At 58.2% G+C, this 26,254-nt stretch carries 17 protein-coding genes and 2 tRNA genes; 6 read left to right on the top strand and 13 right to left on the bottom strand.

Going from position 1 to position 26,254, the window contains the following annotated elements; all coding sequences use genetic code 11:
- Window positions 1-19: 19 nt before the first annotated feature.
- Complete coding sequence (rssB, locus tag ACOTY5_RS07780; RefSeq protein ID WP_003856721.1) at window positions 20-1,033, bottom strand: two-component system response regulator RssB; 1,014 nt, start codon at window positions 1,031-1,033, stop codon at window positions 20-22.
- A gap of 89 nt (window positions 1,034-1,122) precedes the next feature.
- The gene (rssA, locus tag ACOTY5_RS07785; protein WP_017384239.1) at window positions 1,123-2,025 is read right to left on the bottom strand and encodes a patatin-like phospholipase RssA; all 903 of its coding nucleotides are present in this window, start codon (window positions 2,023-2,025) and stop codon (window positions 1,123-1,125) included.
- A 113-nt stretch (window positions 2,026-2,138) separates the two neighbouring features.
- Here rssA and ACOTY5_RS07790 point away from each other — a divergent pair, with 113 nt between their 5' ends.
- From ACOTY5_RS07790 to ACOTY5_RS07805, 4 genes are all read left to right on the top strand, one after another.
- On the top strand, window positions 2,139-2,603 hold the full coding sequence (locus tag ACOTY5_RS07790; RefSeq protein ID WP_026094296.1) for a YchJ family protein: 465 nt from the start codon (window positions 2,139-2,141) through the stop codon (window positions 2,601-2,603).
- Window positions 2,604-2,644: 41 nt separating this feature from the next.
- Window positions 2,645-3,487 carry a formyltetrahydrofolate deformylase gene (gene purU, locus ACOTY5_RS07795; RefSeq protein WP_015570366.1) on the top strand — a complete coding sequence of 281 codons (843 nt, stop codon included), beginning with the start codon at window positions 2,645-2,647 and terminating at the stop codon, window positions 3,485-3,487.
- 157 nt (window positions 3,488-3,644) lie between these two features.
- Window positions 3,645-3,729 (top strand) — tRNA-Tyr (locus ACOTY5_RS07800).
- 34 nt (window positions 3,730-3,763) lie between these two features.
- A tRNA-Tyr gene (locus ACOTY5_RS07805) sits at window positions 3,764-3,848 on the top strand.
- 225 nt (window positions 3,849-4,073) lie between these two features.
- On the opposite strand, the gene narI is transcribed toward ACOTY5_RS07805, so the two are convergent.
- The 5 genes from narI to ACOTY5_RS07830 form a co-directional block, all read right to left on the bottom strand.
- Window positions 4,074-4,751: a respiratory nitrate reductase subunit gamma gene (narI, locus tag ACOTY5_RS07810; RefSeq protein ID WP_015570365.1), complete on the bottom strand. Its 678-nt coding sequence runs from the start codon at window positions 4,749-4,751 to the stop codon at window positions 4,074-4,076.
- On the bottom strand, window positions 4,751-5,461 hold the full coding sequence (narJ, locus tag ACOTY5_RS07815; protein WP_023296754.1) for a nitrate reductase molybdenum cofactor assembly chaperone: 711 nt from the start codon (window positions 5,459-5,461) through the stop codon (window positions 4,751-4,753). The genes narI and narJ overlap by 1 nt, the downstream gene beginning before the upstream one ends.
- The gene (gene narH, locus ACOTY5_RS07820) at window positions 5,458-6,993 is read right to left on the bottom strand and encodes a nitrate reductase subunit beta (RefSeq protein ID WP_017384243.1); all 1,536 of its coding nucleotides are present in this window, start codon (window positions 6,991-6,993) and stop codon (window positions 5,458-5,460) included. Before narH ends, narJ begins: the two co-directional genes overlap by 4 nt.
- Window positions 6,990-10,733 carry a nitrate reductase subunit alpha gene (locus ACOTY5_RS07825; RefSeq protein ID WP_045142563.1) on the bottom strand — a complete coding sequence of 1,248 codons (3,744 nt, stop codon included), beginning with the start codon at window positions 10,731-10,733 and terminating at the stop codon, window positions 6,990-6,992. The genes narH and ACOTY5_RS07825 overlap by 4 nt, the downstream gene beginning before the upstream one ends.
- Window positions 10,734-11,114: 381 nt before the next feature.
- Window positions 11,115-12,512, bottom strand: a complete 1,398-nt coding sequence (locus tag ACOTY5_RS07830; protein ID WP_017693303.1) for a NarK family nitrate/nitrite MFS transporter — start codon at window positions 12,510-12,512, stop codon at window positions 11,115-11,117.
- 309 nt (window positions 12,513-12,821) lie between these two features.
- Between ACOTY5_RS07830 and narX the strand changes: the two genes are divergently transcribed.
- The gene (gene narX / locus ACOTY5_RS07835; protein ID WP_045142747.1) at window positions 12,822-14,618 is read left to right on the top strand and encodes a nitrate/nitrite two-component system sensor histidine kinase NarX; all 1,797 of its coding nucleotides are present in this window, start codon (window positions 12,822-12,824) and stop codon (window positions 14,616-14,618) included.
- The gene (gene narL, locus ACOTY5_RS07840) at window positions 14,611-15,261 is read left to right on the top strand and encodes a two-component system response regulator NarL (protein ID WP_003856701.1); all 651 of its coding nucleotides are present in this window, start codon (window positions 14,611-14,613) and stop codon (window positions 15,259-15,261) included. Before narX ends, narL begins: the two co-directional genes overlap by 8 nt.
- 1 nt (window position 15,262) lies before the next feature.
- Here narL and ACOTY5_RS07845 read toward each other — a convergent pair whose 3' ends face one another.
- From ACOTY5_RS07845 to ACOTY5_RS07870, 6 genes are all read right to left on the bottom strand, one after another.
- Entirely contained in the window at window positions 15,263-16,681 is a 1,419-nt protein-coding gene (locus tag ACOTY5_RS07845; protein WP_045142746.1) for a YchO/YchP family invasin, read from the bottom strand.
- A gap of 171 nt (window positions 16,682-16,852) precedes the next feature.
- Window positions 16,853-19,330: a nitrate reductase gene (locus ACOTY5_RS07850; protein ID WP_126497331.1), complete on the bottom strand. Its 2,478-nt coding sequence runs from the start codon at window positions 19,328-19,330 to the stop codon at window positions 16,853-16,855.
- On the bottom strand, window positions 19,327-23,313 hold the full coding sequence (gene nirB, locus ACOTY5_RS07855) for a nitrite reductase large subunit NirB (protein WP_074132647.1): 3,987 nt from the start codon (window positions 23,311-23,313) through the stop codon (window positions 19,327-19,329). The genes ACOTY5_RS07850 and nirB overlap by 4 nt, the downstream gene beginning before the upstream one ends.
- Window positions 23,314-23,325: 12 nt before the next feature.
- Window positions 23,326-24,114, bottom strand: coding sequence for an ABC transporter ATP-binding protein (locus ACOTY5_RS07860; protein WP_015570359.1), 789 nt, complete (start codon window positions 24,112-24,114; stop codon window positions 23,326-23,328).
- A 9-nt stretch (window positions 24,115-24,123) separates the two neighbouring features.
- Window positions 24,124-25,002, bottom strand: a complete 879-nt coding sequence (gene ntrB, locus ACOTY5_RS07865) for a nitrate ABC transporter permease (RefSeq protein WP_015570358.1) — start codon at window positions 25,000-25,002, stop codon at window positions 24,124-24,126.
- Window positions 25,003-25,004: 2 nt separating this feature from the next.
- On the bottom strand, window positions 25,005-26,252 hold the full coding sequence (locus ACOTY5_RS07870; RefSeq protein ID WP_045142723.1) for a CmpA/NrtA family ABC transporter substrate-binding protein: 1,248 nt from the start codon (window positions 26,250-26,252) through the stop codon (window positions 25,005-25,007).
- Between the last annotated feature and the right edge of the window lie 2 nt (window positions 26,253-26,254).

Raw genomic sequence — 26,254 nt, forward strand, 5'->3', positions numbered from 1 at the left:
AAAAATAAAATCTGACTGCTTACTCCGTGGACAACATTAAGCGTAACCGCCCTCCGGCACCCCAAATTTGGCACTGCCAGGAGGTGCAGCGATGGCTAATTTGATTAAGGTAAGTATTTCCCAGCGTACCCAACGGCACGCCGTTACTCACCTGAATATGGTGTTCGCCAGTATTCAGTGTGGCATTTAAACCCGCAGACACCAGAATAAGGTTATTCAACCCGCTGTGATAATAGCCAACCAGAAGCGGGAACTGCCCCGGCAAATTGGCCTGGCGAAAAAGTTGGTTGACCTGTTTTAGTAAACTGCCTAACTCAGGAAGTCGTTGCCCCTGATGGGATAATTGTTCCTGTAGCAATCCATTAAACAGCGCCCGGAGTAATAAGGCCGCCAGAACGCCGTTATCTCCCGCCCGGGTAACATCCAGGCAATAAAAAGCGAGGTCGGAATCTGATAGCGGCGCAATATCCAGCACCAGTCCAGGCTGGTCAGCCGCTACCAGCTGGCGATAATTTACTCTGCAATGAGAGATATTTTGCTGCACCGGCGGCTGAAGTTCCTGAAGCAGCTTCGCGGCCGCGAGCGGATTACTGACTAAAGCATCCCAGTCCTGGAAAAGACGTTCTTCTTCTTCCACCCGGGAATTAAACATATTGGGATACAGGCAGGCCAACACCGTTTCACGCAGACGGTTCAAATCTTTAACCGGTTTGAGCAGAATATCCTGCACACCTAAACGCAACGCCTTAGCAATATCCGCCATATTTTCGGTTGCCGAGATCACCAGTATCGGTGTCTGATAACCTTCATTACGCAGGTTTTCCACCAGCATTAATCCGTCCATGCGCGGCATCTCAAGGTCGCAGATCATCAGATCAGGCGCCATGCTGGCCATTTTTTCCAGTGCCTCGACGCCATCTTCGGCAAGGGACGTGGTTGCACCCAGTGAGGATAACCACGAATCCAGTAGCGATCGGAAAACGGGCTCGTCTTCTACTATCAAAATATGTTTTCCGGCCAATGGCTGTGTCATGGTTCCTCCCCTGGCTGACAGTTACTCAATAGTGGCATGCTATTGGTACTATCGCCTGTCAGATTTTGCTGAAGTAATCAAAAAAGTGCTCAACGTGCTGTACGCACAAAAGGCAACAGTTCATCTATTTTCTTTTCGACGGCTAACGAGCCCGCTGCTATGGCGGCCTCAGCCCGGTGGAAATCAAGGGTAGAGATTTGTGGACAATAGGGTTGAATAAGAATATCCGGAGGATCGCCAGCCATACGGTTTCGCTTCAGGCGATTCTCAAGGATTTGAATAGAGGTCGTCATGATTTCAATGGCGTTCGGCGCGGTCACCGCGCGACGGGCGGTCAGGCGCCCTATTCTGCCGCGTAATCGCGCATGCCAGGCAAGTTTCTCTTCTTCCGCGTCATCGCTCTGAAGATTAACCGGCATCAAATCTTGCTGCATAAGGTGTGCGTCGTGCTGTAAATCCACGGCAATAACGATATCCGCCCCCATGGCGCGGGTCAGAGAGATGGGTACAGGATTCACTACGCCCCCATCAACGAGCCAGTAGCCGTTGTGAGGCACAGGCGCCATTAACCCCGGCATGCTACAGGATGCGCGAACGGCGAGATGAATATCCCCTTCAGTGAGCCATAACTCCCTGCCCGTACTGAGGTTGGTTGCAACGGCACCGAAAGGCATTTGGCAGTGGCTGAAGTCAGCGAGGGGCATTATCTTACGAAACTGATTGAACACGCGTTCGCCGCGCAGCAGGCCGCCACGCTGCCAGGAGAGATCCATCAGGCGCAGCACATCCCAGTAACTGAAGGAGCGCACCCAGCTTTCAAGCTCCGGGAGCTTACCGCAGGCGTACGCGGATCCGACCAGCGACCCGATTGAACATCCTGCGACAATATCAACGTCAATCCCCATTTGGTTTAAGGTATTGATAACGCCAATATGTGACCAACCCCGGGCTGCACCTGAGCCCAACGCCAGTCCAATTTTTACCTTTCTCATTAGCCCTGTTTTACTTCCCCTGGATTCCCGACATAGCGTCAACGCACCTGCTCAGTTAACATATTGCTACCTTAAGCGTTTAACGCCTTATTTTTTGTTCCAGGAAGAGAATCGTGTCTCAACTCTGCCCCTGTGGTAGCGCTCTGGAGTATAGCCTATGTTGCCAGCGATATCTTTCTGGCGAGCAGGTTGCACCAGAGCCGTCACACCTTATGCGCTCGCGGTATACTGCTTTTGTGATCAAAAACGCAGACTACCTGATTAAAACCTGGCATCCGTCCTGCCATGCTGCCGATTTTCGCCAAGAGATTGAAGCCGGATTTGCCAACACCGTCTGGCTGGGCCTCACCGTCTTTGAAGCCGCTCCCGGCCGCGATGCCAACGAGGGCTATGTCAGTTTTGTCGCCCGCTTTAGCGAACAAAACAAACCCGGCGCCATCATTGAGCGCTCACGGTTCTTAAAGGACAGCGGGCAATGGTATTATATTGACGGCACACGTCCGCAATTCGGTCGTAACGATCCCTGCCCCTGTGGTTCAGGAAAAAAATTTAAAAAGTGTTGCGGCAGTAATGCCTGACAACTCAGACTTCGCAAATACATAAACAGGATTTCCCGGCGATGCAATCATTACAACGTAAAGTTCTGCGCACTATCTGTCCCGATCAAAAAGGGCTGATCGCACGAATTACCAACATTTGCTACAAGCATGAACTGAATATCGTGCAGAACAACGAGTTCGTTGACCACCGTACCGGTCGCTTCTTTATGCGTACCGAACTGGAAGGTATTTTCAACGACACAACCCTGCTTGCCGATCTGGACAGCGCCCTGCCGGAAGGCTCGGTGCGCGAGCTTAACCCGGCGGGCCGTCGCCGCATTGTAATTCTGGTCACCAAAGAGGCGCACTGCCTGGGCGATCTGCTGATGAAAGCCAACTACGGTGGCCTGGACGTCGAAATTGCCGCCGTCATTGGCAACCATGAGACGCTGCGTACGCTGGTTGAACGTTTTGACATTCCGTTTGAGCTGGTCAGTCACGAAGGCTATACCCGTGAAGAGCACGACAACCTGATGGCAGCTGCGATTGAAGCGCATAACCCGGACTACGTGGTGCTGGCGAAATATATGCGCGTGCTGACGCCATCCTTCGTGGCGCGCTTCCCGAACAAAATTATCAACATCCACCACTCCTTCCTGCCAGCCTTTATTGGCGCGCGTCCGTATCACCAGGCATACGAGCGTGGGGTGAAGATCATTGGCGCAACCGCGCACTACGTGAATGACAATCTGGACGAAGGTCCAATCATCATGCAGGACGTGATCCACGTGGATCACACCTATACGGCAGAAGATATGATGCGTGCTGGCCGTGACGTTGAGAAGAACGTACTGAGCCGTGCGCTGTATCAGGTACTTGCTCAGCGCGTCTTTGTGTACGGCAACAGAACGATTATTCTTTAATCCCTCGGAAAATGAATTGATTAGCTTTACGCCTTTACGGATAAAAAGCAGGCAAACAGCTTCATTTTCCTAAAGGAATGCTTTACAGGGGCGTCTCATTTGATATGATGCGCCCCGCTTCCAACAGGAAGCAGGCCAGTTAAAAGCATTACCCCGTGGTGGGGTTCCCGAGCGGCCAAAGGGAGCAGACTGTAAATCTGCCGTCATCGACTTCGAAGGTTCGAATCCTTCCCCCACCACCATCTCCAGCTTTACCTCAAAATATGAATTACCCCTGGTGGGGTTCCCGAGCGGCCAAAGGGAGCAGACTGTAAATCTGCCGTCATCGACTTCGAAGGTTCGAATCCTTCCCCCACCACCATCACTTCCAGATTCTTAAGCACTCACTCAAGCACAATGCTCCATATTTCTCGATGCCGGGAGTAATCCTTCCCTGCCTGTTTTCCCCGGTGGCGCTTCGCTTACCGGGGCTACGAATAGGATCTGTAGGCCGGGTAAGGCGCAGCCGCCACCCGGCATCCGCACGCCCCCCTGGATCGGGGACAAAAAAAACCCCGCAAATGCGGGGTTGTATTAATACAGCGAATCAGCGACGAGCACGCACAACCTGATATTTGCGCGTCAGGTACTCCACCGGCGCACTCCAGATGTGCACCAGGCGAGAGAATGGGAACAGCACAAACAGGGTCATACCCAGCACCAGGTGAACGCGGAAGATAAACGCCACGCCGTCCAGATGCTCAGAAGCGCCCCCGCGGAAGGTCACGACAGACTGCGCCCATCCAACCAGCTTCATCATCTCGCTGCCGTCCATATGCTGCGCAGAGAATGGAATGGTCAGCAGACCAAGCGCACACTGCACCATCAGCAGGGAGAGGATCAGGATGTCCGCTCCGGTCGTGGTAGCCCGCACGCGTGGGCTGAACAGACGTCGTTTCAGCAGCAGCAGACCACCCACCAGGGTCATCACGCCACAGGCGCCGCCGGCAATCATCGCCATCTTCTGCTTCACTTCAATCGGCAGCCACGCTTCGTACATCCAGTGCGGGGTCAGCATCCCCAGGAAGTGGCCGGCGAAAATTCCCAAAATCCCGATGTGGAACAGGTTTGACGCCAGGTTCATCCCTTTACGATCCAGCATCTGGCTGGAGGCAGCACGCCAGGTGTACTGGCCATAGTCATAACGCAGCCAGCTTCCCACCAGGAACACGGTGCCCGCGATATACGGGTAAATGTCAAAGAAGAACATATTCAGGAAGTGCATTAGTGCTGTCCTCCGTTAGAGATATTCAAATATTGCGGAGCCACCGCTCCGGCAAAACGACGCTGATGCGCGGAGATTTCAGATTCGCCACAGCTCTGGTCAGCAAAGAATTTCACCTGCTCTTCTTCCCAGACGGCATCCAGTGCTTGTGGGGTATCGTCACGGGCTTCATCCGCAATTTTTTCCGCCACTTTTTGACTGTCAACCGAGGCGTTAGCCAGTTTCACCAGCAGATCGAACAGGACTGCATAGCTGCTCTCACGTTGCTGGAGACGCGCGCCGAGCAACGCCAGAATAGGAGCAATGTCCTGCAACCCGCCCAGCGCTTCCTCTTTCGGCAACTGTGCCAGATATTCCAGATACAGCGGCAGGTGATCCGGCAGCTCGCGGCTGTCGAGTTGCAAACCGTGCTGCTCGTACTGGGCCATCAGATCCACCATCGCCTGACCACGGTCGCGGGATTCACCGTGAACGTGTTCGAACAGCAGCAGAGACGTGGCACGGCCCCGGTCAAACAGCTGGCTGTAGTCCGCCTGCGCATCAAGAAGATCGCGTGCCAGCAGATCGCGGAGGAAAACGCCCAGCTTCTGGGCATCCACTTTATCCAGGTTTTCAGATGACGCGAGTGCATCAAAGAGTTCCTGTTGATGCTGCACAAGCGCAGCATCAGGGTACTCGAGCAGACGCGAAACAATGACGAGTTCAATCATTGGTGCGGCTCCGTTTTGCTGGTCACATCCATCGCGTCAATGCGGCGGCTGTTGAACAGGTTGAATTTGCTGTCTGACCCGTGGCAACCGTCGCCAAAGGTAAAGCCACACCCACTTTTCTCCGGGAAGGCCTCGCGAGCCAGTTCACGGTGGCTGCTCGGCACCACGAAACGATCTTCGTAGTTAGCGATTGCCAGATAGCGGTACATCTCCTGCGCCTGCGCTTCGGTCAGACCAACCTCCTCCAGCGCGCGGGTATCGTTAACGCCGTCAACGGTTTCGGCACGTTTGAAGTGACGCATCGCCAGCATACGTTTCAGCGCCAGCAGTACCGGCTGGGTATCCCCTGCGGTGAGCAGGTTGGCCAGATACTGAACCGGGATACGCAGGCTTTCCACGTCCGGCAGAATGCCGTTGCTGCCCAGTTCACCCGCGTCCGCCGCAGACTGAATCGGAGACAGCGGCGGCACGTACCAGACCATCGGCAGCGTGCGGTATTCCGGGTGCAGCGGCAGGGCCAGCTTCCAGTCCATCGCCATTTTGTACACCGGGGACTGCTGTGCGGCGTCAATCACGCTCTGCGGAATACCGTCTTTCAGCGCCTGCTCAATAACCTTCGGATCGTTTGGATCCAGGAAGACGTCCAGCTGACGCTGATACAGATCTTTCTCGTTCTCGGTGCTTGCGGCATTTTCAATCGCGTCCGCGTCGTACAGCAGCACGCCGAGGTAGCGGATACGACCTACGCAGCTTTCTGAGCAGACGGTCGGCATACCGGCTTCGATACGCGGGTAGCAGAAGATGCACTTCTCAGACTTACCGCTCTTCCAGTTGAAGTAGATTTTTTTGTACGGGCAGCCGGTGATGCACATACGCCAGCCGCGGCACTTGTCCTGGTCGATCAGCACAATGCCATCTTCTTCACGCTTGTAGATGGCGCCGCTTGGGCAGGTCGCCACGCACGCCGGGTTAAGGCAGTGTTCGCACAGGCGCGGCAGGTACATCATGAAGGTGTTTTCGAACTGGCCGTACATCGCCTTCTGCATGTTCTCGAAGTTCTGGTCTTTGGCGCGTTTTTCGAACTCGCCGCCCAGAATCTCTTCCCAGTTTGGACCGCTGGTAATTTTGTCCATGCGCTGGCCGGTGATCAGCGAGCGAGGACGGGCGATCGGCTGGTGTTTGCTTTCCGGCGCGTTGTGCAGGTTCTGGTAGTCGTAATCAAACGGCTCGTAGTAATCATCAATGCCCGGCAGATGCGGGTTAGCGAAGATTTTTCCCAGCAACATGGCACGGTTACCCATGCGCGGTTGCAGTTTGCCGTTGATTTTACGGATCCAGCCGCCCTTCCACTTCTCCTGGTTTTCCCAGTCGGTCGGGAAGCCGGTGCCCGGCTTACTTTCCACGTTGTTGAACCAGGCGTACTCCATACCTTCACGGCTGGTCCAGACGTTTTTACAGGTGACTGAGCAGGTATGACAGCCGATGCATTTATCCAGATTCAGCACCATGCCGACTTGTGAACGAATTTTCATTTTACGCTCTCCTGTACCTGGTCATTACCTTCGCCATCTAACCAGTTAATATTCTTCATCTTTCGTACCACCACGAACTCATCGCGGTTCGATCCTACGGTGCCGTAGTAGTTAAAGCCGTAGGCCAGCTGGGCATAACCACCGATCATGTGGGTCGGCTTCGGCGTAATACGGGTCACGGAGTTGTGAATACCGCCGCGCTGCTCGGTGATCTCAGACCCCGGCAGGTTAACGATACGTTCCTGCGCGTGGTACATCATGGTCATCCCGGCCGGTACACGCTGGCTCACCACCGCACGTGCCGTCAGGGCGCCGTTGCTGTTGAACACTTCGATCCAGTCGTTATCTTCGATACCTAGATCTTTGGCGTCCGCTTCGCTCATCCAGACGATTGGCCCCCCGCGCGACAGCGTCAGCATCAGCAGGTTGTCGCTGTAGGTGGAGTGGATACCCCACTTCTGGTGCGGCGTCAGGAAGTTCAGCGCCTTCTCAGGGTTACCGTTCGATTTCGCGCCCATCACCGCTTTCACGGAGCGGGTGTCGATTGGCGGACGGTAAACCAGCAGGCTTTCACCGAAGTCACGCATCCACTGGTGATCCTGATACAGAGACTGACGGCCAGAAAGCGTGCGCCATGGGATCAGCTCGTGAACGTTGGTGTATCCGGCGTTATAGGACACATGTTCATCTTCGAGGCCAGACCAGGTCGGGCTGGAGATAATCTTGCGCGGCTGGGCCTGAATATCGCGGAAGCGGATTTTCTCTTCCTCTTTATTCTTCGCCAGGTGCGTGTGGTCACGACCGGTAAACTCGCTCAGGGCCGCCCAGGCTTTCACCGCCACGTGGCCGTTGGTTTCCGGGGCCAGGGTCAGGATCATCTCTGCCGCATCAATTGCCGTGTTCAGCATCGGCTGGCCTTTCGCCGGGCCGTCTGCTTTGGTGTAATTGAGCTTGCGCAGCAGATCCATTTCGCTCTGGGTGTTCCAGGCGATGCCTTTACCGCCGTTACCGATCTTCTCCATCAGCGGGCCGATAGAGGTAAAGCGTTCGTAAGTTGCCGGGTAATCACGTTCAACCGGAATAATGTGCGGCGCGGTTACGCCCGGGATCAGGTCGCACTCGCCTTTTTTCCAGTCCTTCACGTCCAGCGGCTGAGCCAGTTCGGCAGCGGAGTCGTGCTGGATTGGCAGCGTCACCACGTCGGTCTCTTTGCCCAGGTGCCCTACACAGACTTCGGAGAATTTCTTCGCGATGTCTTTGTAAATTTCCCAGTCGCTTTTTGATTCCCACGCCGGGTCAACGGCCGCCGACAGCGGATGAATAAACGGATGCATATCCGACGTATTCATGTCGTCTTTTTCGTACCAGGTGGCAGTAGGCAGCACGATGTCGGAGTACAGGCAGGTACTGGACAGACGGAAGTCCAGCGTCACCACCAGATCCAACTTGCCGTCGAGACCGTTGTCTTTCCACTCCACTTCTTCCGGCTTCACGCCGCCCTGCTTGCCGAGATCTTTACCCTGAATACCGTTTTCGGTACCGAGCAGGTATTTCAGCATGTACTCGTGGCCTTTACCGGAAGAACCCAGCAGGTTAGAGCGCCAGATGAACAGGTTACGCGGATGGTTTTTACCGTTCTCCGGCTGTTCTGCCGCGAAGCGGATTGAGCCGTCTTTGAGGGATTTAACGGTGTAGTCCACCGGTGACATGCCCGCCTGCTTCGCCGCTTCCGCAATACGTAGCGGGTTCGTACCCAGCTGCGGCGCAGACGGCAGCCAGCCCATACGCTCAGCGCGCACGTTGAAGTCAATCAGGTGGCCGCTGTAGCGGGATTTATCCGCCATCGGCGACAGCAGTTCCTGGGCGGTAACCGTCTCGTAGCGCCACTGGCTGGAGTGGTTATAGAAGTAGGAGGTGCTGTTCATGTGACGAGCCGGACGCTGCCAGTCAAGGGCAAACGCCAGCGGTTGCCAGCCGGTCTGCGGACGCAGTTTTTCCTGGCCCACGTAGTGCGCCCAGCCGCCGCCGCTCTGCCCGACGCAGCCGCAGAAGATCAGCATGTTGATCAGCCCGCGATAGTTCATATCGAGGTGATACCAGTGGTTCAGACCGGCACCGACGATGATCATGGAGCGACCGTGGGTTTTGTCGGCGTTTTCCGCAAATTCGCGGGCGATACGAGTGATCTGGGCGCGTGGCACACCGGTGATCTGCTCCGCCCAGGCTGGGGTATAAGCCTTCACGTCATCATAGCTGGTCGCGCAGTTTTCGTCGTTCAGGCCGCGCTCCAGGCCGTAGTTCGCCATGGTCAGATCGTAGACGGTAGTGACCAGAGCAGTAGAACCGTCCGCCAGTTGCAGGCGCTTCACCGGCAGCTTGTGCATCAGAACGTTTTGCAACTCAACCTTGTTGAAGTGCTCGGAACCTTCACCACCAAAGTACGGGAAGCCGACATCGGCGATCTCATCCTGGCTGCCCAGCATGCTGAGAAGCAGCTCCGTCTCTTCACCCGTGGTGCCGTTACGCTGCTCCAGGTTCCATTTGCCTTTTTCCCCCCAGCGGAAGCCGATAGAACCGTTTGGCGCCACCAGCTCGCCGTTGCTGTTGCAGGCGACCGTTTTCCACTCCGGGTTGTTTTCCTGACCCAGCGCGTCCACCAGATCCGCGGCACGCAGCATACGGCCTGCGGCGTAATAGCCGTCACGCTCTTCGAGCATCACCAGCATTGGCATGTCGGTGTAGCGACGCACGTAATCGGTGAAATACTGGCTTGGCTTATCGAGGTGGAATTCACGCAGCATGACGTGGCCCATCGCCAGCGCCATTGCGGCATCGGTACCCTGTTTCGGCGCCAGCCACAGGTCGCACAGTTTGGCGATTTCGGCGTAGTCCGGGGTCACGGCGACGGTTTTGGTCCCTTTGTAACGTACTTCGGTAAAGAAGTGCGCATCCGGGGTACGGGTCTGCGGAACGTTAGAGCCCCAGGCGATGATGTAGCTGGAGTTATACCAGTCGGCGGACTCCGGCACGTCGGTCTGCTCACCCCAGGTCTGTGGTGACGCTGGCGGCAGGTCGCAGTACCAGTCGTAGAAGCTCAGGCAGGTACCACCGATGAGTGACAGGTAGCGCGCGCCGGAGGCGTAAGAGACCATCGACATCGCCGGGATTGGCGAGAAGCCTGCCACACGGTCAGGACCGTAGGTTTTCACGGTGTAGACGTTGGAAGCCGCAATCAGCTCGTTCACCTCTTTCCAGGAAGAACGAACGAAACCACCGCGACCACGCGCCTGCTTGAAGCTTTTCGCTTTGTCGGCATTTTCAATAATGGAGGCCCAGGCATCAACCGGATCGCTGTGCTGCACTTTCGCTTCACGCCACATTTTCATCAGGCGTTTACGCATCAGCGGGTATTTCAGACGGTTGGCGCTGTAGAGATACCAGGAGTAGCTGGCCCCACGCGGGCAGCCGCGCGGCTCGTGGTTCGGCATATCCGGACGGGTACGCGGATAATCGGTCTGCTGCATTTCCCAGGTCACCAGACCGTTTTTAACGAAAATCTTCCAGCTACATGAGCCAGTGCAGTTTACGCCATGGGTAGAACGGACAACTTTGTCATGCTGCCAGCGTTGACGGTAACCATCTTCCCAGTCCCGGTTGGTATCCAGAACCTGGCCGTGCCCATCGGCAAAAGTTTCACCCTTCTGTTTGAAGTAGCGAAACCGGTCCAAAAATTTGCTCATCGGGTATCTCCTGTGTGGAGCCTGTGGCTCTCTAAATCGACATTGCTGATTTGCAGCGAAGGTAACGCTATGAAAGATGGTGAGAATTGATAACGATCAAGACGAAGGGGGACTCTGAGGGGGGGTATTAGATCAAATACCACCAAAGCGGTAGCCGTTAATATTTTTTAACTTTATGATTTATATAGATATATTTTATTTATCGTACAATAAGCGAGGCAAAATTTAACATCTTAGGTATTAAGGGGTAGAAACACCTGTAAAGCGATGGCGATCACAGCGTTACCTGCGTATGACCACAGGAAAAGCTATTAGTATGTTGTAACTATTTAGCGATTAAAAAAAGCGCGGCACTCAGGCCGCGCAAACGGATAATCAAGCTTACTTGTTTTTCTTGGTATTACGGCCATATACCAGCCAGGTGATGACCACGCAGGCGATATAGAAGACGAGGAATATTTTCATCGCACCCGCCGGAGAGCCGGTCAGATCCAGTGAGATGCCGAACGCTTTTGGAATAAAGAAGCCGCCAATCGCGCCAATCGCAGAGATAAACCCAAGCGCCGCAGCGGTATCGGTGGCGGCTTCACGCATTGCCTGCTCGTCGCTCCCACCCTGCGCTTTGACGCGGTCCATGGTCAGCTTGCGGAAGATGACAGAGATCATCTGGAAAGTAGACGCACTGCCCAGCCCGGCGGTCAGGAACAGCACCATGAATACGCCGAAGAAGGCAAAGAAGTTACCCCCCTCACCACCCGCAGGCAGCGTCAGGAACAGCAGCGCACAGAAGATGGCCATCACAACAAAGTTCACCAGCGTAACGCGCGTTCCCCCCAGACGGTCGGAGATCATCCCGCCCAGCGAACGTGCCAGCGCGCCGATAAACGGACCGAAGAAGGCAAACTGAAGGATCTGCACGTCCGGGAACTGGGTTTTAGACAGCATGGCAAAGCCTGCTGAGAAACCGATGAACGAGCCGAAGGTCGCCAGATACAGCAGCGCCATCACCCACAGGTGGCCACGCTTCAGCACTGGCAGCTGCTCGCTCAGTGACGCTTTGGACGCGGACAGATCGTTCATGAAGAACCACGCCGCCAGGGTAAAGACCACCAGGAACGGTACCCAAATCCAGGAGGCGTTTTGCAGGAACAGCACGGAACCGTCGGGCTGCGTCACACCGCCGCCGCCAAAGGCCGCAAAGATGGAGACAGAGATCGCCAGCGGGGCAATCAGCTGCATCACGCTCACGCCCATATTACCGAGGCCGCCGTTAATGCCCAGCGCACCACCCTGCTTCGCTTTCGGGAAGAAGAAGCTGATGTTTGCCATACTGGACGCAAAGTTCGCCCCCGCAAAACCGCACAGCAGAGAGATAATCACGAATACGCTAAACGGTGTGGAGGTATCCTGCACCGCAAAACCGAGCCACACGCACGGTACGATCATGATCCCGGTACTGAAAGCCGTCCAGCGACGACCGCCAAAGACCGGCACCATAAACGCGTAAGGAACGCGCAGCAGTGCGCCTGAAAGCGACGGCAACGCGGTCAACATAAACAGCTGATCGGTGGTAAAGGTAAAGCCCACTTTTGGCAGGTTAACCGCAACCGCACTGAACAACATCCAGACGCAAAACGCCAGTAACAGACATGGAACGGAAATCCACAGATTACGACTTGCTACACGATGGCCGCGCTGTTGCCAGAACGCCGGATCCTCTGGACGCCAGTCTGTAATAACGGCACCAGTTTCCCTTTCGGGAGCGGAAGAGTGACTCATAGACACCTCTGATTCTCGAATGATGCTGCAAACATTAGGGCTTTAGAGCGGCGGTAAGTTGATATAAATCAAAGGAAAAGTGGGAGGTTTTGCGGCGAAAAAAAAGCCATCACTCTTAATGAGTAGATGCAAAACGTAAAAAAGGTGTGGTTTTTCACGGTGCTGACGCATCCCTGCTTCGTCCACCCACTAACCGTTACCCCTCTGGCAATTTAGAGGTAATCCTTTATTGGTATGGGTATACTCCAGGGTATGCACCAGAATAGCGCCATTCCTGCAATCAGGTCACGTCAGGAGCCCGGCAACTCTATGTTAAAAAGATGTTTATCTCCGCTGACGCTGGTTAACCAGCTGGCGCTTATTGTTCTGCTGTCCACCGCTATCGGCGTGACCGGCATGGCTATTTCTGGCTGGCTGGTACAGGGTGTACAGGGTAACGCGCATGCCATCAACGAGGCAGGCTCGCTACGTATGCAGAGTTACCGGCTGCTGGCGTCGGTGCCGCTGACGCAGGCTGACCAACCGCTTATCGACGAAATGGAGCGTACCGCATTCAGCCCTGAACTGGAAAGAGCCGCCATCCGTGACGGTCAGCAATCTCAGCTTAAGGCGCTTCAGGGCTACTGGCATACCCAGCTGGAGCCTGGGTTAAAGCGGGCGGAAGACCGGGAAACGGTCGCCCGGGATGTCGCCGGGTTTGTGTCACGCATCGATCATCTTGTCTCCTCATTCGATCGCACCACAGAGTTACGCATTGACCGTGTGGTGATGGTTCACCGCGCAATGGCGCTGTTTATGGGTTTGCTGCTAATTTTCACGGTTATCTGGCTGCGCGCGCGGTTGCTTAACCCCTGGAAACAGCTCCTGGCGATGGCCCGCGCCGTCACACAGCGCGATTTTACCCAGCGCACGCACATCAGCGGGCGCAACGAAATGGCGATGCTCGGCGAGGCGCTCAACACCATGTCGGCAGAGCTATCAGAAAGCTACGCGGTACTGGAACAACGCGTCCAGGAGAAAACTGCCGGGCTTGAGCAGAAAAACGAGATCCTCTCTTTCCTCTGGCAGGCGAACCGTCGTCTGCATATGCAGGTCCCGCTTTGCGAACGTCTCTCGCCGGTACTGAACGGCCTGCAAAATCTGACTCTGCTCCGCGATCTTGAGCTTCGGGTTTACGACGTTGAAGATGAGGAAAACCATCAGGAATTTACCTGTCAGTCGGACATCTCCTGCGACGATAAAGGGTGTCATCTATGCCCGCGCGGCTTGCCGCCGCTTACCACCAGCGGCACGACCCTCAAGTGGCGGCTGATGGACAGCCATACCCAGTACGGTATTTTGCTGGCCACCCTGCCCGCCGGACGTCACCTGAGTCATGACCAGCAGCAGCTGGTCGATACGCTTGTTGAGCAGCTCACGGCCACGCTGGCGCTCGACCGCCACCAGGAGAAACAGCAGCAGCTGATCGTGATGGAGGAGCGTGCCACCATCGCCCGCGAGCTGCACGACTCCATCGCCCAGTCCCTCTCCTGCATGAAGATGCAGGTGAGCTGCCTGCAAATGCAGGATGAAGGCATGCCCGAGAGCAGCAAACAGCTGCTCAGCCAGATCCGCAACGAGCTTAACACCTCGTGGATTCAGCTTCGCGAGCTGCTGACCACCTTCCGTTTGCAGCTCACCGAGCCGGGGCTGCGCCCTGCGCTGGAATCCAGCTGTCAGGAGTTTAGCGCCCGGCTGGGCTTCCCGGTGAAGCTGGATTACCAGCTGCCACCGCGTTTTGTCCCCTCTCACCAGGCGATCCACTTGCTGCAAATTGCCCGCGAAGCCCTGAGCAACGTGCTCAAGCATGCCGAGGCGACGGCCGTCACGGTCACCGTCAGCTGCCAGGATAATCAGGTGAAGCTCAGGGTTCAGGATAACGGCCGCGGCGTGCCGGAAAATGCCGAACGAACGAACCACTATGGTTTAATTATCATGCGAGACCGCGCGCAAAGCCTGCGCGGTGATTGCCGGGTTCGCCGGGGAGAGTCAGGTGGCACCGAAGTTGTGGTCACCTTTATACCCGAAAAGCCCCTCATAACTGCTCAAGGAGAAAACCATGACTAATCAGGAACCGGCATCTATCCTGTTGATTGACGATCATCCGATGCTGCGCACTGGCGTTAAACAGCTTGTCAGCATGGCGCCAGATATCACCGTCGTCGGGGAAGCCAGTAACGGCGAACAGGGTATTGAACTTGCCGAATCGCTCGATCCTGATTTGATCTTGCTCGATCTCAACATGCCGGGCATGAATGGCCTGGAAACCCTCGACAAGCTGCGGGAGAAATCCCTCTCTGGCCGGGTGGTGGTCTTCAGCGTCTCAAACCATGAAGAAGACGTGGTCACCGCCCTCAAGCGAGGGGCAGACGGCTATCTGCTGAAAGATATGGAGCCGGAAGATCTGCTCAAGGCGCTGCAACAGGCTGCCGCAGGCGAGATGGTGCTGAGTGAAGCGTTAACGCCGGTACTGGCCGCCAGCCTGCGTGCGAACCGCGCCACGTCTGATCGTGACGTCAGCCAGTTGACCCCGCGCGAGCGTGACATTCTGAAGCTGATTGCCCAGGGGCTGCCGAACAAAATGATCGCCCGCCGTCTGGACATCACCGAGAGCACGGTCAAAGTGCATGTCAAACACATGCTGAAAAAAATGAAGTTAAAATCCCGCGTCGAAGCCGCCGTCTGGGTGCATCAGGAGCGCATTTTTTAACTTACTCATCCGGCAGCAACTTCCACCGTGGATCGTCGGCAGGCATTGCGACGAGCGGTTGCACCACGGAAAGCGTGATCTCATTGGAGGAGACACGCTGCCCATCCTTATCTTCCACCACGGCCGTAAGCCGCCATGTATTTTTCGCCCCTTCCGAATCATCCCATGCAGGCATGATCACACTCCAGCCATCGCTGCTGTTGCCGTTTGCCGGTGAGGTCAGGCTGAGCGCCTGGGTATCACCCAGCCAGTGGATCTGCCGGATACCGTGCTTGCTGCGAATTTGCAGCTTAAGCATCACCGTTTCGCCTGGCTTAAGATCCCACGGCGGCGTGGCCAGATATACCGAGAGGGTTTTGCGCTGACGGAATTCCATCACGGGCAGATTATCGCGATCGGGTGAATCATAGCGGCTGCCCCGCAGCGAGCGCGTCGCCGCCACTTCCCCGGCGGAAAGCTGTTTCGCCAGCGGCACGCCAAAACGATAGTTGAGCTTCAGCCCGAGGTTATTCTGGCTAACGCCGCTCTCCCCCTGCTTATGGGCAGCCGTCAGGGTGACCAGCGGTACGGGGGTATAGTTCAGCCCCAGGTTGACCGCAACCGGGTTGTGATACCCCGTACCGCTGTTAAACAGATCGACGTTATCGCCAAAATACTGTTCAAAGCTGACGCTGGTGTTCAGGTGGTGAAACCAGGGAAGCCAGGCTTTGGCCGTTACGTCGTATCCGCGCGCCATGCGCTGCTCGCGGATGTCGGAACGCGGCTGCCAGCCAGCGAACGGCTGGTAGTAATTGGCCGACAGGCGCAGGTTTTCACCCCACGCCTCTGCGCCCAGCCCGGCACGTTGCAGGTTGTCTTCCAGCAGGTTGTCGTAAAAAGTGTTGTAGCCCAGCAGCCAGTTTCCGGCAACCCAGCGCTGACCTGCCCCGACGTTACTCACCAGCCCGTCTGTCTGCTGCGTCAGCCCAAGCTGGCTCCAGCTCAGATAGCGGGTATTGTCGTTCCAGGGGATAAACCAGCTTCCGCTGCTGCCGTTAAAGTTGCCGTCGTCATCCACCAGCACATTGACGTTGGCGTTTCCCCAGGGTGAAAGCCAGGATTCAATCTGCTCGTTGACTTCCCCGCTCACGGCATCCCGCACCTTGCCAAACGCGAACTGTCGCGCCTGCTGCCCGGCCGTCAGGCCGTTATCGGTCATACTGGCTTCACCGAATGCCTTAGCCATTTCAGCCAGATGCTTTTCGCCTTCGCTGGTCGGTTGCGCCATGCCGAGATCCGGCAGACTATCGCCGTTGTTATCAAACGGATTTTGCGCCTGCTGCACGAAGGATTTCGGCGCACCATGAACGGCTCCAGCCGTAAAAAGGGGGAGTAACAGCAAAAAACGGATGCGGGACGATACAGCCTTCAACGTCGTCAATCAGAACCTGTGTTTATGAACAAACACTTATTATGTTAACGCCATAAGCCCTGAAAACCAGTCTTAACAGAAATTTCAGGAATATCCTGAAAAGATTTGTCGGGTGGCGGCTTCGCCTTACCCGACCTACAAATTCGTACCGGTGCGAAGCCGCCACCCGACGCCCTTACACTATCCCAACAGCCCTTTCAGCTCCGGCACGCAGGAGCCGCAGTTCGTACCGCAGCGCAGCTTCACGCCCAGCGCTGCGGCAGAATCACAGCCTCCGGCTATCGCCTTACGTATCGTATTTTCACCCACGCTGAAGCAGCTACAGATAATTCGCCCGGGATCGGCATCTTCGCCCGGCCGTTGCCCGTGCAGCAGCGCATGGCGTTCAGCAAGTTGGACGGGCGCAGCAGCAAAGGCTTCTTCAATAAACGCATGCGCCAGCGCCGGCAGCATATGGCCCTCCCAGTAGCCCAGCATCAGCTCACCGTGATGCCAGGCGAGCACGCTGCTGCGTTCTCCCGTCTGTGCCACCTGTAACTGCCAGCCCCGACCGCTGGCGTACGCCATGATCCACGACAGCAACGGCTGCTCCCCCGCCACCGTCAGACGTGAGGCTTTACGCCACCAGCAGACCGACGGCGGCAGCGCTGGCAGCTCGCGGGCATACAGTTCACCCTGCCAGGCGGGTAGCCAGGGCAGGATCCTCACCGCGGTTTGTTTACTCTCCGGCTGGCCGGACCCGGCATCAACCCGCCCTTCCACCAGCGCATTGACCTTACCCTGCCGGGCAAATTGCGCGTTCCAGTGCATCGGCGCAAACAGCTCGCCTACACGCTGCGCGGTGGAGATACGTACTCTGGCAACCATCACTCCGCGCGGGGAGCTTACCCGCGCCAGCTGGCCGTCAGTCAGCCCGGCGCGCGCCGCATCGGTTGCGTTCATCTCAACAAAAGGCTCATCGATATGCTGCATCAGACGCGGAACATACCCCGTGCGCGTCATGGTGTGCCACTGATCGCGGATCCGCCCGGTATTCAGTATCAAGGGGTACAATTCGTCGACGCCTGCCCCATGCGGGGAGGGGTCAACCGGAACAAGCGTTCTTTGCGGGAAATCACCGGCATGCCACTGATACGGCGCCAGCTCGTCCCACGCCTCTCGCGACAGCGACGCCAGTTCGCGCAGGTTTAGCGCCCGTTCGCCGTTATTTTCAAACGCCGTTAGCGCCGCATGTTCACAAAATATCTCCTGAGGGTGTTCCCAGGCGAAGGCATCGCCATAACCGAGCTGCTCTGCGATCCGGGCGATGATCCACCAGTCCGGTCTGGCCTCGCCCGGCGCAGGCAGAAAGGCGCGCTGGCGGGAGATACGGCGTTCAGAATTGGTCACCGTGCCGTTTTTCTCGCCCCAGCCCAGGGCGGGAAAACGGATATGGGCAAACCGGCTGGTGTCCGTCTCCTGCATCACCTCAGATACCATGACCAGCGGGCAGGCCGCCAGCGCCTGGCACACCGCGTGGCTGTCGGGAAGTGAAACGGCAGGGTTGGTGCCCATGATCCACACCGCCTTCACCTCGCCGCGGGCAATGGCGTCAAACAGTTCCACCGCCATCAGGCCCGGGGTCTGCGCCAGCCGTTCCGTTCCCCAGAAACGCGCCACGCGCGCGAGATCGTCCGGCTCGAAGTTCATGTGCGCCGCCAGCTGATTCGCCAGTCCCCCCACTTCCCGCCCGCCCATGGCATTTGGCTGTCCGGTCAGCGAAAACGGGCCGCAGCCAGGACGGTTGAACTTCCCGCTGGCAAGATGCACGTTAATGATGGCGTTGCACTTGTCGCTGCCGCTGGAGGACTGGTTGATCCCCATGGTGTAGAGCGTGATCGCGCGTGGCGCGGTGACAAACCAGTCGTAGAAGGTGCCAATCTCGTCTGAAGGCAGATCGCAAAACGCCGCCACGCGAGGGATCGGCCACTCGCCGCGCCCCTGAATCAGATTGAGCAACCCCACAAAGAGCCCGGCATCGCTGCCGGGTCTGAGCGCGAGGTGGAGATCGGCGATATCGCAGGTGGCGGTTTTACGCGGATCGATCACGACCACTTTCATCTGCGGATTGTTGTGTTTTGCCTGCACCAGCCGCTGATACAGCACCGGATGCGTCCAGGCCGCGTTCGAGCCAACGAGTACCACCAGATCGCTGTTTTCCACGTCCTCGTAGCTGCACGGCACCACGTCTTCACCGAAGGCGCGTTTGTAGCCCACCACCGCCGATGACATGCACAGCCGCGAGTTGGTATCAATGTTCGCCGCCCCGATAAAGCCTTTCATCAGCTTGTTGGCGGCATAGTAATCCTCGGTCAACAGCTGGCCGGAGGCATAAAACGCCACCGCCTGCGGCCCCCATTCGTTGATGATGTTCCGCAGCCGCTCGCCCGCTTCGCCCAGCGCCTGCGGCCATGCCACCTCCCGGCCATCGACAACCGGGCGCAGCAGTCGTCCCTGTAGCCCCGTGGTTTCCCCAAGGGCAGATCCTTTTACGCACAGACGACCGAAATTCGCCGGATGAGTTTCATCCCCCCGAATGCTCACCTTTTCACCGTCTGCGCTGGCGACCACGCCGCAGCCCACCCCGCAGTAAGGGCACGTTGTCCGGGTTTCCGTCATGAGGCCTCCGCGCGCATCACCAGCTCTTCATTTCCAACCCACACCTTGCCGTTTTCGATTTTTACCGGCCAGGCACGCACCGCAGGCGCCCCGCTCTCAACCTGACACCCGTCGCGCAGACGAATACGTTGCTTGTAGAGCGGCGAGATCACCACCGGTTCCCCCGCCGCATCGCCGAGGATGCCGCGTGAGAGCACGTTCGCGCGGCTGCCCGGCTCCCGATCGTCGAGGGCATAAACGGTTTTGCCAAAGCGGAACAACGCAATCGGTTTGCGCCCAAGATGCGCGCCAATGCCAGCCTGCTCCGGGATCTCGTCGATATTACAAATTTCCTGCCAGCGCTTGTTCTCCTCCGCGGCGGGGACGTTCACCGCGGTTCGGAACAGCGCCAGGCGGTCAGGATCGTTAAGGGTGGTTTGCCATTCGCACTGGTAGGTCTCCACCACCCGGGCCATCTCCTGCTCCAGCTCGTGGGCGATCCCCAGGCTGTCGTTGAGGATCACCTCGCGCAGATAGTCGAGGCCGCCTTCCAGGTTATCCATCCAGGTACTGGTACGTTGCAGACGATCTGCCGTGCGGATGTAGAACATCAGGAAACGGTCAACGGTGCGGATCAGCGTTTCGTCGTCCAGATCGCTGGCGAAGAGATCCGCGTGGCGCGGCTTCATCCCGCCGTTGCCGCACAGATAGAGGTTCCAGCCTTTGTCCGTGGCAATCACCCCTACGTCTTTGCTCTGCGCCTCTGCGCATTCACGGGTACAGCCGGAGACCGCCATTTTGATTTTGTGCGGCGCGCGCAGCCCCTTGTAGCGGTGCTCCAGCCTGACCGCGAGGCCGGTGGAATCCTGCACGCCGTAGCGGCACCAGGTCGACCCGACGCAGGATTTCACCGTGCGCAGGGATTTCCCGTAAGCATGTCCAGTCTCAAACCCGGCCTCTACCAGCGCCTGCCAGATTTCCGGCAACTGTTCGAGCGTGGCGCCAAACAGGTCAATACGCTGCCCGCCGGTAATTTTGCTGTAAAGGCTATAGCGTTTCGCGATCTGGCCGATGGCGATCAGCCCGTCGGCGGTCACTTCACCCGCCGGCATCCGCGGGACGATGGAGTAGGTTCCGTCCTTCTGAATATTGGCGAAATAGCGGTCGTTGGTGTCCTGCAATGGCAGATGCGCCGGTTTCAGCAGATACTCGTTCCAGCAGGAAGCCAATACCGATCCCACCAGCGGCTTACAGATCTCGCACCCGTGCCCCTGACCGTAGCGGCTGATAAGCTGGTCGAAGGTGCGGATATGGTTGACGCGCACCAGGTGGTAAATCTCCTGACGCGAGTACGGGAAGTGTTCGCAGATATCCTTTTTCACCTCCACGCCCTGCTCTGCAAGCTGGAACTCCATCACCTGCTTCACCAGCGCGCTACAGCCTCCGCAGCCGGTCGCGGCTTTGGTGCACTGCTTAATGGCGCCGATATCCGTCGCACCCGCGCTTACCGCCTGGCAGATATCCCCTTTGCTGACGTTATGACACGAACAGATCTGCGCGCTTTCCGGCAGCGCCGCCACGCCCAGCGCTTTCGGCGCGCTGCCTGACGATACGGGTAAGATCAGCGTTTCCGGTTCTTTTGGCAGGCTGATGCCGTTGAGCATCATCTGCACCAGCGTGGCGTATTCGCTGGCATCGCCCACCAGCACGCCACCCAGCAGGGTTTTGCTGTCGTGGCTGACCACAATCTTTTTGTAGATTTGCTGCGGCCCGTGCGTCCACTGGTAGCTCAGCGCGCCCGGCGTGCGCCCGTGGGCATCGCCAAACGACGCCACATCCACGCCCAGCAACTTGAGTTTGGTACTCATATCCGCGCCGGTGAAGCGCTTCTCCTCACCCGCCAGCACAGCGGCGGCCACGCGCGCCATCTGGTAGCCCGGGGCCACCAGGCCAAAGATTTTCCCCTCCCACAGCGCGCATTCACCGATGGCAAGCACATCCGGATCGGAGGTCCGGCAGCCGTCGTCAATGCAGATCCCGCCGCGCTCGCCGACAGCCAGCCCGCTGCTGCGCGCCAGCGCGTCCTGCGGACGAATACCAGCAGAGAAGACCACCATGTCCGTTTCCAGCTGTTCACCATCGGCAAAGCGCAGCACCAGCCCGTCGTCTGCGGTGGCAATCTCCGTCGTCGATTTACTGATGTGTACCCCTACGCCCAGCGCCTCAATTTTCTTACGCAGCATTGCCGCGCCGTCGCTGTCGAGCTGCACCGCCATCAGGTTAGGCGCAAACTCCACCACGTGGGTTTCCAGCCCGAGCTGCTTAAGCGCATTCGCCGCCTCCAGCCCCAGCAGGCCGCCGCCAATTACCACGCCGCGGCGAGAGCCTGCCGCATGGGCCGCAATGTTGTCCAGATCGTCGAGGGTGCGGTAGACAAAACACCCCGGCAGATCGTTGCCCGGAACGGGTGGTACGAACGGGTACGAGCCGGTCGCCAGCACCAGCTTGTCCCAGTGAGTCTCATGGCCACTGGCGGTACGCACTACGTGTGCATCACGATCGATAGCGACGATCTGCTGCAAGAGGCGCAGCTCAATGCCGTTATCGGCAAAGAACTCCCCCGCCACCAGCGAGAGCGAGTCCGCGCTGCGTCCGCCAAAATATTCCGACAGATGCACGCGGTCATAGGCCGCATAGCGCTCTTCGCCAAAAACAATAATCTGATATTGCTGATGCAAATTGCGGTTAACGCAGTCTTCGAGGAAATGATGGCCGACCATACCGTGCCCAACCACCACCAGAGTAGGTTTTGTCATAGCGTTCTGTCCTGCAACCTGCGGTTGCGTTGTGAAACGATCGAACAGCCAGTCCGCGTGGGCGGGCGCAGCCGTTGCCAGTAAATCGGTAAAGGTTGCCGCGCTGCGGCAGTCACCCAGCAGCAGCACGCCAGCCAGCGCCCCCTGATGGATCAGTAAACGTCGATAGTGACGGGTCAGCGGGTCCCATGAACTCCAGACCACATCATCCGCCTGCGCCGTCGCGCGTCCGAGGCTGAACAGCTCCACGCCGGTCACCTTAAGGCGCACGCCGTTGTCGGTCAGGGTAAACGGCGCGGTGACCTCCCCGGCCAGCCGCGCGGCAAGAATATCCGCCTGCGCCAGACAGGGGGCGACCAGGCCAAACGTCTGGCCGTCAATTTCGCAGCACTCGCCGATGGCGTAGATATCCGGCACGGAGGTTTGCATCTGCTGATCCACCACGATGCCGCGCGCGCAGCGAATGCCGCTGGCTTTTGCCAGCGCGACGTTGGGCTGCACGCCCGTGGCCAGCACCACGCGCGTGGCGGCGATGCGGCGTCCGTCGAGCAACGTCACGGCATCGTCAGCGATGGCCGTGATGCCGGAGGCGAGTTCACAGCGTACGCCCCGCTTCGCCAGCGCCTCGTCAAGCAGCAGTCCCGCCTGCTGATCCAGCTGCTGTTCCATCAGCCACGTGCCGCGATGGATAAGCGTGACGTTGTCACCGTTTCGCGCCAGCGCTGCCGCTGCCTCCACGCCGAGTACGCCGCCGCCCAGCACTACCGCCGGCCCGGAGATATTCTGGATGGCGCGGGTCTCTGCCAGGGTGCGAAAGGTGAACACATGCGGTGCATCGCCGCCGGGGATCGGCGGCACGACAGGGGTAGACCCGGTGGCAAACACCAGCGCATCCCAGCCCAGCGTGCGAGCAAAGGTATGCACTTCACGCGCGTTGACGTCTACTGCGAGCGCCTTTTCTCCTCGCAGCACCGTCACGCCTCGTGCCGTGTACCAGTCTTCATCGTGCAGACAGATATGCTCCGCCTGCTTTTCGCCACCCAGCACCGGTGAAAGCTGGATGCGGTTGTACGCCTGCTCAGGCTCGTCACCGATGACGGTGATAGCGAAACGACCGGGAACACGCCCGGTGAGCGACGCAATCAGCCGGGCTGCCGCCATACCATTACCGATAATGACCAGTCGCATCGTGCCCCCTCATTACGCCGCTTTCGGCTGTTTTTCGTAGAGGAAATGGAGGATCTGCTGGCGCATGTGGTGATAGCGGCTGTCGTCCGCCAGCTGCACCCTGTTGCGCGGGCGCGGCAGATCGACGCGCAGGATCTCACCCACGGTGGCCGCCGGGCCGTTGGTCATCATCAGTACGCGGTCAGAGAGCAGTACCGCCTCGTCCACGTCGTGGGTGATGAGCACGATGGTGGTGTTCAGCGCCTGCTGGATCTGCATCACCGAGTCCTGAAGATGGGCACGCGTCAGCGCATCGAGCGCGCCAAACGGCTCATCCATCAGCAGCACTTTCGGCTTCATTGCCAGCGCCCGGGCAATCCCGACGCGCTGCTTCATACCGCCGGAGATCTCCCCGGGGCGCTTATGCAGCGCGTGGCCCATCTGCACCCGGTCGAGGTTGTGCTCAATCCACGCTTTGCGCTCGGCCTTACTCATGGTGTGACGGAAGACCTGATCCACCGCCAGCGCCACGTTGTCGAAGCAGGTCAGCCACGGCAGCAGCGAATGGTTCTGGAACACCACCGCGCGCTCGGGCCCCGGCCCGGCGATTTCGCGGTTGTCGCAAATCAGCCCGCCTTCCGTCGGCAGCGTGATCCCGGCGATCAGGTTTAACAGCGTCGACTTGCCGCAGCCGGAGTGACCAATCAGACTGACGGTTTCGCCCTCGTGGATATCAAAAGAGACGTTTTGCAGCGCCAGAAACTCGCCGCTGGCGGTGGAAAAACGCTGGCTCACGGCCTGGACCTGAATTAACGGTTTCATCTTCACTCCTTATTTTTCCTGCCAGCTAAAGCGACGGGCGATCAGCATCAGCCCCTGCTCCAGCAGCAACCCGACCACGCCAATGATGACGATGGCGATGAGAATGTTTTCGACGTTGAGGTTGTTCCACTCATTCCAGATCCAGAATCCAATGCCTAAACCTCCGGTGAGCATCTCGGCGGCGACAATCACCAGCCAGGCAATGCCAATGGAAAGACGTACCCCGGTCAGCACCGCAGGCAGCACGGCGGGGAAAAGAATGCGGCGCATGATGGTCCACTCTGAGAGTTGCAACACCCGGGCCACGTTGAGGTAGTCCTGCGGAATACGGCGTACCCCTTCAGCGGTGTTGATCACCATCGGCCAGATGGAGCAGATAAAAATGGTCCAGCTCGATGCAGGCTCCGCTTTCTGGAACAGCAGCAGGCCGATAGGCAGCCAGGCCAGCGGGCTGACCGGACGCAGGAGCGCGATCAGCGGGTTGAACATGCGCGAGAAAAAGGTGAAGCGGCCAATCAAAAAGCCCAGCGGAATGCCCGCCATCGCTGCCAGACCGAAGCCGATGGCGACGCGCTGCAACGACGCCAGCACGTTCCAGCCAATGCCCATATCGTTTGGCCCGTCGCGATAAAACGGATCGGCAAACAGGGTCATGGCCGAATCGAGCGTGCTGAGCGGCGTCGGAAAGCCTTTACTGTTTATCGCTGCCAGCTGCCAGAGCACCACCAGCAGGCCGAGACCGAGCAGCGCCGGGATGACGCGCTGTAAAAAATCATTCATCCGACGCGTAAACGCTGGCGTACGACGGCGAACCTGTAGCGGAGGCAGGACAATCACTTCCCCGCTCTCTGACGTCTCTTGTGGTTTTGTATTTTGCAGATGCTGCATACTCAGGCCCCTTTACGGTGAATGGCGAAGCGGTTGGCGTACCCTTCCGGATCGGTGCCGTTCCAGACGGTGCCGTCCATCAGGGTGCTGCTGCGATACGGTGATGACGGTGTGGACATGCCGCCCACGGCAGTCGCGGCATCCTGCCAGACCGCGGTCTGGTTAATGCGCTGTGCAATGCCCGCGTAATCTGGCGCGGCGTTGAGCAAGCCCCAGCGGCGGAACTGGGTTAAGAACCACATGCCGTCGGAGAGATACGGGTAGCTCACGGCACCCTCGTTGAAGAAACGGATCGGGTGCGCATCCTGCCAGCGCTGACCGACCCCGTTGTCGTACTCGCCAAGCATACGTCCGGTGAGATACTGTTCCTTGCAGTTGAGCCAGGCGCGGCGCGAAAGGATCTGCGCGGTTTCGCGTTTGTTTTCCGCTGACGCCTCGATCCAGCGCGCGGCTTCCATCACGGCGCTCACCAGCGCCCGTGCGGTGTGCGGGTTTTTCGCCACCCAGTCGCGTCGGGTGCCGAGGATCTTTTCCGGGTGATCGGCCCAGATGGACTGCGACGTGGCGGCGGTAAATCCGATGCGGTCGTTAATCGCCCGCGCGTTCCACGGCTCGCCAACGCAAAACCCGACCATGTTGCCAATGCGCATGTTCATCACCATCTGCGGCGGCGGCACCACCACGGTGCGCACGTCGTCAAACGGGTTAATCCCCGCGCTGGCCAGCCAGTAGTAGAGCCACATGGCGTGCGTTCCCGTCGGGAAGGTATGCGCGAAGGTGTAGGTTCCCGGCGCCTGCTGCGCAATCAGCTTTTTCAGCCCGTCGAGGTCACGAACGCCCTTCTCCGCCAGATCGCTGGAGAGCGTAATGGCCTGTCCGTTCTGGTTGAGGGTCATCAGGTTCGCCATCTGCTGCGGCTTGCCCGCGATACCCAGCTCCAGACCGTACAGCAGGCCGTAAAGAATGTGCGCAGCGTCCAGCTCGCCCGCCACCAGCTTGTCGCGCACTGCCGCCCAGCCCGCCTCTTTGGTCGGCACAATAGTAATGCCGTGTTTTTTATCGAACCCCTTCAGGGCCGCGATAACCACGGGCGCGCAGTCGGTCAGGGGGATAAACCCGATACGCACGGTATCCTGCTCCGGCTTATCTGACCCCGCCGCCCATGCGGCCTGCATGACACCCGGCAACAGCATCGCACCACTCGCCAGCATGCTGGCCTGCAATAACCGCCGTCTCGACAAATCCGCCATAA

Origin of the sequence: Enterobacter cloacae complex sp. SHL018 (assembly GCF_049237905.1) — a bacterium.
GTDB lineage: Bacteria > Pseudomonadota > Gammaproteobacteria > Enterobacterales > Enterobacteriaceae > Enterobacter > Enterobacter hormaechei_C.